A 9,549-nucleotide genomic window follows, 5' to 3' on the forward strand; every position below is an offset into this window, starting at 1 on the left:
TTTACGATTAAACGGGTATAAATCTCTCAAACCCGCTATGACCAAGCTTGCTAATAGGATTCATCGCATTTTCTCGCTGCTAACTTAAAACAGCCCTGAGTCGTTAACTGCATAATTCTTCAATGGGAAGATGATGAATTGATAGAGGGGATCGAAGCGGGCATGATTGTCTCTATAACTTTGACGACAGTTGCACTTATTGCGAAGGCTCAAAATCTGCACTAGGTCAGTCGTTCAGATAGGGTGAATCCTTAATTTTATTATGACAATCCCTGTTGCTGGCGTGTCTGAAGAAATGATCAAACTGTGACCTCGGTATTGAAGAAGCCTAGCCTACCTTTGATTTGAGCAACCATCAGAGATGAACAGCTAGATCGTATTTCGGAGAAAAAGTCTCTGGCATCAGAGTCATTCAGACCACAAATTAAATATTTTTCTGGAGCTTTCCTTCTCTATTAAATGATTGCTTGGCTTCTCAGTGGTTCGTTTACCGTCTGAAGTTTTTAGGTAAGAAATGATGACGATTACTTTTAAGCAATATCCAAAGTGTATTTCTGATCTATTCAACTATGGATTAATGTACGCGGTGGCAGAATATAAAATTCATTCTCCACAACCCTTAACCCAGTCTGAAAGTTGGAGCTATTGGACTCAACCTAGATCACCATTGATGGAATGGTTGGCAAGAGTTTATCCGCTTAAGGCACAACGCATCTCTTATCTAAATCGGATGCTTGCTCAAGATCATGCCAGCGGCATTGAAACTCATTACGATGTTTCCAATGAGTTCTATGCTTTGTTTTTAGACGAAATATATCGGTTTTATACCTGTGCTGAATTTCAGTCAGACCAAGATTCTTTAGAAGAGGCACAAACCCATAAAGCTCAATATCTCTTATCGTTGATGCAACTTCAGGGGAACGAGAAGGTTCTGGATCTCGGGTGTGGTTGGGGAGCCATGTTGAAGTTTCTCCAAGATTCAGGCCATCAGGGGCCATTAGCAGGATACACCTTATCGAAAGAGCAGTTAACCTATGCCCAACAACGGTTAAGGCTAAACGTCTCTCTCACTAATTTTATTACGGATAAGTTTGTAGAAGCCCCCTATGATTGCATCTTTTCGATTGGTGCTTTAGAGCATGTTCGCCCCCATGAACTCACAGATCTATGCCAAAAAATTTATGATGCTTTAGTTCCTGGTGGCAAAGCGGTTCATCAGTTCTTCTCTCTGGAACGTGAGCCCTATCCAACATCAATGGTTTTGATGCAACTTTTTTTCCCAGGGTCTCTATTGTCTATGCATAAGACTCATCTTCAAATCTCTCAGGAGGTCGGGTTCCGTATTACCCATGACTCAATTCATGACTACAAACCCACCTTGAAAGCCTGGTATGAACGATTGGCCAAAAACCAAGATCAAGCGATTGAGCTAGTGGGGCTAGAAATATTCAATCGCTATATGACCTTTTTCCCCATCGCATGGTTGTTCTTTGAGCAGCATGAAGCTGAACTCCATAGAATTGTGATGGAAAAACCAGAGACTTAAAAACTTAAATGAGAGGATCGTGAACGAATCTTCGCCTTTTTGAGATCGAGAGGGATATCTAGAGTATCTGCTCTAAAATCGTTGGGTCTTTAATCTCATGATCTTTAGCCAGCATAATGACCTTAGAAATCACCTCTGCTGTTTTTGGATCATTATCGGCAAAGGGCAAAAAGAGGCGCCCCCGGTGTTGACTGTGAACGGGAACCACACAGATCGCCCCGCCGGGTTGACGATGTACCATTGCACTGCCCAGATGGACGCTATAGCTACCGATCTTCCCTTCGATTAAGGCGTGAGACTTTTGCAGTTGAATATTATGAAGCTGGAGCAGGCGACTCGTTTCTTGGAGCAGGGAAGCTCTCATTTCTACCGTTGAGGCACTGGCTTCTGGATCGACGCCGCCTTGGTGAGCCACGCTGACGACTAGATCCAGATCCCGCATCACTTCACTAAAAAGACGGGAGGGCACGGCGGATAATTCGAGGGTCTTGTAGGTGGTGCGATCGCAAAAGCAAATCTGATCCAGGGTAAATCCTTCTACCTCTGTTGGTGTATACCAGCCCTCTTCAAATTCAAGCCAAACCACAATCTGTTGATCATGAAAGGTGCGCCGAATCCCTTCGTCTGGATGGGCGACCCAGCCCCGTTTGCCCAGGAGGGCCAAGGACTGCCGAGGGTTGACTTGATGCCCCGTATATCGGCAAGAGCCAGACCCTCGGCCTTGTTGTTCTGCCGTAGTCAAAACATAGAGTTCTCGGAAAATCTGTTTAAAGGGTTGGACTAACTCTGACTGGAAACAGTATTGCTGCCAGAGATGCCAATCCTCCCGTTCGGCTAAATCAACGGGGTGAGCGATGCGCAGCTGCATGGATGCTTTGATGGCCACGGTTTGACCGTCATGGTTGAGTAATCCGTCCACCTGGGGTAATCCAGCCACCCCGGTGTCACTTTCAATAAAAACCAGGCGTTGCAAGACAGGTTTTAACAGGGGATGGGTTAGGAGTTGCTTTAATTCAGTGCCAGTGAACTGATCGCCCCGGCACATGGATTGTTCTAGGGATTGAGTGATGCGACTGGCCTGCTGGGTAATCTTTTTTTTGCGCTGTTGCAGGGCTTTGATTTCTGGATTTTTGCGGAGTTTAGCTGGGACCGATTTGAGGGATTTCCCATTTTTAAGCACCGAAATCTGGGGTTTACCCTCGGGGGTGATACTTAAGCTGACGGTGACCGGATCAATCTCCACGGACACAGCGCCAGTGGCCAAATCTTGGATTGCCATCCCTTCCATGGCCCATTCCAGTCGCTGTGGATCGGGATACCCAGCAGTGCGTGCCAAGTTATCCATACTAATGCGAGCGGCTAGCTTTTCACTGGCTTGGCGCTGAGAGCCAAACTTACGGCTCTCCCGCAGAAATTCTTGGACGATTTGATAGCGTTCAAGTAAGTCTGCGTCTCGCTTTTTCCCTCTTGCTAAAGGCAGTAGGCCCAAGGCCCGCACACTATCCTGATGCCGCTTGGTTTGCAGTCGTTTAATCAGGCCAGCTCGATCCGTTGCTCCAGTCATGGCCTCGGCAAAGAGTTGTGCCCGCTTATGGCCCCCACCGCCAGAGGTGTACTTGGCAGCTTCATTTAGGGCCGTCCACCGATCCGACTTCATGCCTTTGCGAATCCGCTGAAACCAGGCCACATCCACTGCGCCATCCAGCAAATCCTGGCTAGAGAGGGGCGTCCGTTCGGCAATCTGAGCCGCCCACAGGTTGCGAATATCAGCATCCACCTGCCAAGCCTCATCTTTGGTATGGGCATGAAACCACCAAACGGCTTCCGCAAACCCTTTCCACCGCAGAGCGTGTTCAATGTAATTCACCCATTGGGGCGCATACATGGCCAGCTCCACGAGCTGCTGGGTGGGGATAGAGGCCGCTTTAATGGCTTTGGCAAAGTCCTGGGGCGTTTCGTCTTCTCCTGGAAAAGAAACCCGACACAGATGGCTCAATACCGCAGTTCGACTTCTACTATCCGACACCCAACCCCGAATAAATTTTTCATTATCCAGCTTTTGGAGGAGGTTCACTACGGTGGCAATGCCTTCAATGGAACTCAGATTCTTGGCAACTTCAGTGGCTGCCGTGGGCAGTTCGCCTCGGGTGAGTTCGACTTCCAGGATGCGATCGCAACTTTGATTCACAATCTGACCGATCTTAGGATTAGCCTGAATGCAGGGATGCGGCTTCCGTTGGGTCAACTCTCGCAGTTCGTTAAACCGCGAAGACATGGGGCGCGCACCGATTAAGTAATCCCAGAAATCTGCATCGGTAGCAGCTTCAGCACCATAAGCTAGGGTAATTTCCTGCAACTCAGGGCGATGGCGTTGAATAAATCCTTCTTCTTGGGTGGTTTCAAAGCGGTCGTAGCTATAGCGAGTTTCTCCTGATTTGACCCGCCACTGGGGAACACTCTCATCGCTAGGTTCATCAATCCAACACAGGAGCTGCCAGATGTGTTGAATTTGTTCCAAAGACCATTCTGTCGGGTGATCACGGAAATGAGATCTGGCTAAATTTAGCCATACCAACAGTCTTGAATTACGCCACTCCTGCCGCTTGTCTGCCGTATGTTGATGGATGATAGATAGGGTATATTGAGCTGCATTTAACAAGGCATCAATTAAATTATGGGGTGGCTCCAAATAAATCAACCAAGATAGAAGGCCGGGTATCAAAGGGGAGGTTAGTTCAACTGGGGTAAACCACTGTTCAAACAGTTGATGTTGCCACTTGGGCGGTTGGTTGCGTCCACGATCCATTCCAAACTCGTAGTGAAATGGCTGGCTATTTGCACCATGACAAGCCGCAATGGCACGAAGGATTTCCAACCCATCTGGATCTCGTAAAGACTTTGGGCGATTCGTTAACCAAGCCTCCCAAACTTCTGCCAAGGGGAGTCTGTTTAGATTCTCTGCTTGGGATAGCTTGAAATCGGGTGTTGGCAACCAGTAAAGATTTCCAAATAACTGTTCCTGGGGATAGTCGCTATTGAGTACAACCTCCTCAGTTCGGTGCTCGTCAATTAGTGCATGTAAGGAGGCCAGTATTTCTTTGGCTGCCTCAGAAATTAAGGGAATGGGATGTTTGGGTTGTGTGGGGGATTGGGGATGCGATCGCAACTCCCAAGGCGCTAAACCCAAAGCATCATCCAATGTGGGAATATCCTGTTGATCTGCCATCAGTTGATCGAGCAGTTCTTGCTCACTCGCCGTCCGCTTGGGGCGCTGGCTAGCATAGGCTTCAGCGACGGGTTTGACCTGGCCTCGCTCCGCTTGCTGAAGCTGGACAAGCAGTTCTAATCCGGCTTTGCGCTGAGGGGCTTTAGACTGATTTAGAAGACGTTGGGCACTCTCAATGGCGGCATCATCGTCTTGTTTTAATAACAAGGACAGAACACCTCTTCTCAAGTCTGCCGCTTTGCGGTATAGCATCGACTCCAGCATTTGGGCTTCAGGGGCAGTCGGACAGTAACGATGAGCGTCGAGAGCGCTCATGATTTGCTCCCGGACATAGCTACTGCGATCACGAATCAGCTCAAAAACAACCTCCCGCGCCTGATCATCCCAAGTTTGCTTAATCAGTTGCTTTCCAACTTCGATACGCCCCCATTCACCCATCATGGTTCGATAAGGCATTAACCGCTTAACAGGGCGGTCACCTAAACTGCGAACTAGATTGTCAGCAACACTCTGCAGGGTAATGGTGTAATTCATCCATGACCACACAAGGGGTTCAATGGATGTTTCTTTCGCGGAAAAGCGGTTGATAAATGCTTCTAATGCTTCAAAGCCAGCCCTGCATCCCAACGAGAGATAGGCCTGAACGGCAACTCGGATATCATCGTCGGCAAGACTGGGGGTAAGGGCCTCTCGGGCTTGACTGATATCCAATTGACGGAGCAGATAAGCCGCTACAAATCGTTGCTCAACGGTCCCTGTTTTCAAGAGTTCAAGAGCAGGTGGAATCGCTAGATCGACATTCTCAAATGCCAGAGACCAAAGGGCAAGATAAACCAGATTAGGGTCGTCATTTTGGAGTAACGCAGTTCGTTGGTTCGGGTGCTCTAACACCTGGAGAAGCAGTTCTAAACTTTCTTGCACCCGACGCTGGTGTTCCACCTCCCAACCCAAGCCAAACCATACATCCACGGCCCGAATCGTGGCACTAAAGCGGACAAGATTATGCTCTAGGATGACGCGGACAATACGTTGAAAGGCTTGGGGATGGGCTTCATCAATAGTTTCTAAAATGGTTTGTCGCAGTCCTTCTTGGCGTTGGGCAGCCACTAGCAGATTCTCAATCAGCTCCCATCCCTCGGGTCGATTGGCGACTAGCAGGGCGCGAGTCACATGCCGCCCCATGGCACCAATCTCATGGTCACCCCGGGCGGAGTCGCAGAGAATCTCGAAAATCTGATCGCCTAAGGCATCCCCTTGGTTAATGGCTGCGGCGAACAAGCGCCCTAGAAGATCGGCACTATAACCCAGATAAGGAGCCCAAGCCGCATACCAATCCAGGGGTTGTTCATACCCTCGGACAATCCCCAGTAATGACTGAATAAAATTCCGACGGGCAAATTCATGATGCTCAGGATGATCCGAGCGAAAGGCCCTGCGAGAGTAACCCACCTGATAGGGGAGGGTCGCAATCAAATCGTAAGCTAGCAACACATAGTCGCTAATTTGAGGAAAGAGAACCTCAAAGAGTTGGCACCGCTCTGATTCTGAAAGCTCAATCGCGTCTTGAAAGGGCTGCCAGTAGGGATCTCGGTTATAGGGGTGGTCCCACTCGTAGGGCGAATCGTTCAGGCCCAACATCCTCCGCCCAATATGATTCAATGGGTCCGGCAATGCGGCCAGTTCAGTTGCTCGGCGATCTAACCATTCTTCGACCCGAAATTTCTTTAGGGATTCCTGTGCAAGTTCACGATTCAGCATGTTATCCCCCTACCAGTGCAACGAGTCGAATAAACGTTAAGCGGCTATCGAGCTTGAGGTGCACGGTGGCATCTAACGCTTCCTGCTGCACATCATCGAGAAACACGTAGTACAGCCCATCAATAAAGCCCATAATGGCGGTCTCGATAGCCGTCGCCTCATCCACGACTTGTTCAAAGTCGCGATCGCCCATCGTTACTTTGCCCTCAGCCAAGCCCTGATGGATCTCGCCCTTACTTAGGAACTGCTGCAGCTTCTGCTCCGTTTGCCGCGTTTGGAACGCTTGGACTTCAGCCCTCACTACACAGATAATCAGGTCACGGAGAGTGAGGGGCGAGTCTTGAAGGGAAGGGGGGATGGGAATGGACCAATCTGAAAAAATGGGTCGCCGTTTCCCAATGACTTTTCCCTCGACGGTGATACAGGAGGTCATGTGATTAGGAGGAATGAAACAAATGTACTATAGCCAATAAAAATTAAATTGTCATCAGTGAAAAATAGACTGTTGAGGGTGGGGCTCAATCTACCTCTAGGGAATGTTCAACCAAGAACCGCCCTACTGATAATGCCCCTAGATTACTCTCATAGAACTCACCATCGGTATGGACCTGCTGTTCAGGGGTGATCACCCAACATTGATATCCCCATTCCAAGGCATAGGAGACGCCCACCAGCCATCCACCGGGAAATCCAACTAAATCTGTTAGGGAGTCTATTGCCATTCAACCCTCCCTACAAAGAGGAAAAAGAAACTTTTTTTGCCCTGTTGACACAGGAATAGTACAAGTATACTATACTAGTCGAACAACCTCAAATTATCCTTTTGGAGACCCAATCATGGCCACCCATACCGACGCTTCCGAAAAGCAAAAAGCCCTGGACTTGGTGATGAAAAATGTGGAACGGACCTTTGGTAAAGGGGCAATTATGCGTCTGGGGGATGCTACTCGGATGCAAATTGAAACGATTTCTACGGGGGCTTTGACCCTGGATCTGGCGTTAGGGGGCGGCCTGCCAAGAGGGCGAGTGATTGAGATCTACGGTCCTGAAAGTTCTGGAAAAACGACTGTAGCGTTACATGCGATCGCACAGATCCAAAAAACAGGTGGAGTCGCCGCCTTTGTCGATGCCGAACATGCCCTAGATCCGGTTTATGCCGCTGCCTTAGGGGTCGATGTTTCTGAACTCCTGGTCAGTCAGCCCGACTCCGGCGAAATGGCCCTCGAAATTGTCGATCAGCTGGTCCGCTCTAGTGCCGTCGATCTGGTGGTGGTGGATTCCGTCGCTGCCCTCACCCCCCGCGCTGAAATTGAAGGGGATATGGGCGACTCCCACATGGGCCTTCAAGCCCGCTTGATGAGTCAGGCCCTCAGAAAAATCACGAGTAATATTTCCAAATCCGGCAGTACCGTAATCTTCCTCAACCAGCTTCGCCAGAAGATTGGCGTGACCTACGGTAGCCCTGAAGTCACCACAGGCGGTAACGCCCTCAAATTCTATGCTTCCGTTCGCCTCGATATCCGTCGTATTCAGACTCTGAAAAAAGGAACGGATATGTTCGGGATTCGGGCCAAAGTGAAAGTCGCCAAGAACAAGGTGGCTCCTCCGTTTCGGATTGCCGAGTTTGACATTCTGTTTGGCCAAGGCATTTCCACAACGGGATGCCTGGTCGATATGGCCGAGGAAACAGATGTGATCGTCCGCAAAGGCGCTTGGTATAGCTACGACGGCAACAATATTGGGCAGGGCCGAGAAAACACGATTCAGTACTTTATCGATAATCCCGAATTCGCTGAGAATGTCGAGCAACAAGTCCGGCAGAAATTGGAGCTAGGAGCTGAAGTCTCTGCCAATTCGATTACGGTGGTGGAAGTCGAGGAAGAAGAGGCTGCATAATACCGGCTTAATCCCCATCCACTACCATTTCGAAGCTTAGTTTGTCCGACCTGATTCTTACATTGAGGAATATTCAATGATTGGATATGTGACTTTAGGTACGAACGATATTTCTAAAGCAGCCCAGTTTTATGATTCTCTTTTCGAGGTGCTAGGCGGCAAACGGTTAATGGAATCGGACAGTTTTATTGCCTGGGGCATTGAACCCGATCAGCCCTATGTCTGTGTGACTGAACCCTTCAATGGTGAGCCTGCCGCCGTTGGCAATGGCGTCATGATTGCCCTTATGGTTGACAGCACTGACAAAGTAGATGAAGCCTACCAAAAGGCCATAGAGCTGGGTGCTCAAGATGAAGGTCCAGCCGGGCCAAGAGACGACATTGATGGATTTTATGCGGGCTACTTCCGGGATTTGGATGGCAATAAACTCAATGTTTTTCATATGCCTTCGCCCTAAAAGGCTGAAGTAATTATCAATTGACTGCGGCTGCAGCATCATTCCAACTTAATCTGCGACACCTATTATCCGCAGTAGTACGAGCAAACCACAGTAATTCCGCTTACTGCTTAAAAGCATAAGGAGACAGCCATGGGTTTACAGGATCAAATCGGCAGTTTTTGCTGGTGGAGTTTAATGACAAAAGATGTACCAAAAGCGAATGAGTTTTATCATCAGCTCTTTGATTGGCAGTTGAGTGAAATGGAAATTCCCGGCCATGATAATGCCACGATTTACGCTGCGGGGAAAGGTGGATTTGCCAATCCAGTCCCCATCGAGAACGACTTCCCGTTCCCCAGCCACTGGATTTCTTACATCATCGTTGCAAATGTCGATCAAGCCTGTCAGCAGGCGGAGGAGTTGGGGGGTAAGGTCAGTGTTCCTACCTTTGAGATTCCATCCGTGGGCCACACTGCCGTGATCAATGATCCAGTTGGCTCCGCCTTTCATGTGTTTACCCCAGAGCAGGACAGTGACGATCTAAATATGATCGGTAATGGTCCTGGAGAGGTTTGCTGGATGGAACTTCTAGTCGATGATCCAACCGCCGCTTTACCCTTCTACTCTGAACTGTTTGGCTGGCAGTTTTCCGCTCCTATGCCTATGAACGGTGGAGAATATTAC

7 protein-coding genes are annotated in these 9,549 nt (G+C 49.0%); 4 read left to right on the forward strand and 3 right to left on the reverse strand.

Annotated elements, in window-relative coordinates:
- Window positions 1-517: 517 nt before the first annotated feature.
- A complete protein-coding gene (locus tag Q0991_RS21440) occupies window positions 518-1,546 on the forward strand; it encodes a class I SAM-dependent methyltransferase (protein ID WP_299492401.1) in 1,029 nt (342 codons plus the stop codon).
- A 58-nt stretch (window positions 1,547-1,604) separates the two neighbouring features.
- Here Q0991_RS21440 and Q0991_RS21445 read toward each other — a convergent pair whose 3' ends face one another.
- From Q0991_RS21445 to Q0991_RS21455, 3 genes are all read right to left on the reverse strand, one after another.
- The gene (locus tag Q0991_RS21445; protein ID WP_299492403.1) at window positions 1,605-6,530 is read right to left on the reverse strand and encodes a DUF5724 domain-containing protein; all 4,926 of its coding nucleotides are present in this window, start codon (window positions 6,528-6,530) and stop codon (window positions 1,605-1,607) included.
- 1 nt (window position 6,531) lies between these two features.
- Window positions 6,532-6,963 (reverse strand): hypothetical protein, encoded by a 432-nt coding sequence (locus Q0991_RS21450; protein ID WP_299492405.1) that lies wholly within the window; start codon window positions 6,961-6,963, stop codon window positions 6,532-6,534.
- Between the two features lie 85 nt (window positions 6,964-7,048).
- Window positions 7,049-7,252, reverse strand: a complete 204-nt coding sequence (locus Q0991_RS21455) for a hypothetical protein (protein ID WP_010469624.1) — start codon at window positions 7,250-7,252, stop codon at window positions 7,049-7,051.
- Between the two features lie 115 nt (window positions 7,253-7,367).
- Between Q0991_RS21455 and recA the strand changes: the two genes are divergently transcribed.
- The 3 genes from recA to Q0991_RS21470 form a co-directional block, all read left to right on the forward strand.
- On the forward strand, window positions 7,368-8,426 hold the full coding sequence (gene recA, locus Q0991_RS21460; protein WP_299492409.1) for a recombinase RecA: 1,059 nt from the start codon (window positions 7,368-7,370) through the stop codon (window positions 8,424-8,426).
- A 76-nt stretch (window positions 8,427-8,502) separates the two neighbouring features.
- Window positions 8,503-8,883: a VOC family protein gene (locus tag Q0991_RS21465; protein ID WP_299492411.1), complete on the forward strand. Its 381-nt coding sequence runs from the start codon at window positions 8,503-8,505 to the stop codon at window positions 8,881-8,883.
- A gap of 132 nt (window positions 8,884-9,015) precedes the next feature.
- On the forward strand, window positions 9,016-9,549 hold a 534-nt coding region (locus Q0991_RS21470; RefSeq protein ID WP_299492413.1), incomplete at its 3' end, for a VOC family protein.

The organism is Acaryochloris sp. IP29b_bin.137, assembly GCF_028285745.1.
Lineage (GTDB): Bacteria > Cyanobacteriota > Cyanobacteriia > Thermosynechococcales > Thermosynechococcaceae > Acaryochloris.

Coding starts and splice junctions, on each gene's coding strand:
- Q0991_RS21440 (WP_299492401.1), top strand. CDS start 518: ATGACGATTACTTTTAAGCAATATCCAAAGTGTATTTCTGATCTATTC.
- Q0991_RS21445 (WP_299492403.1), bottom strand. CDS start 6,530: ATGCTGAATCGTGAACTTGCACAGGAATCCCTAAAGAAATTTCGGGTC.
- Q0991_RS21450 (WP_299492405.1), bottom strand. CDS start 6,963: ATGACCTCCTGTATCACCGTCGAGGGAAAAGTCATTGGGAAACGGCGA.
- Q0991_RS21455 (WP_010469624.1), bottom strand. CDS start 7,252: ATGGCAATAGACTCCCTAACAGATTTAGTTGGATTTCCCGGTGGATGG.
- recA (WP_299492409.1), top strand. CDS start 7,368: ATGGCCACCCATACCGACGCTTCCGAAAAGCAAAAAGCCCTGGACTTG.
- Q0991_RS21465 (WP_299492411.1), top strand. CDS start 8,503: ATGATTGGATATGTGACTTTAGGTACGAACGATATTTCTAAAGCAGCC.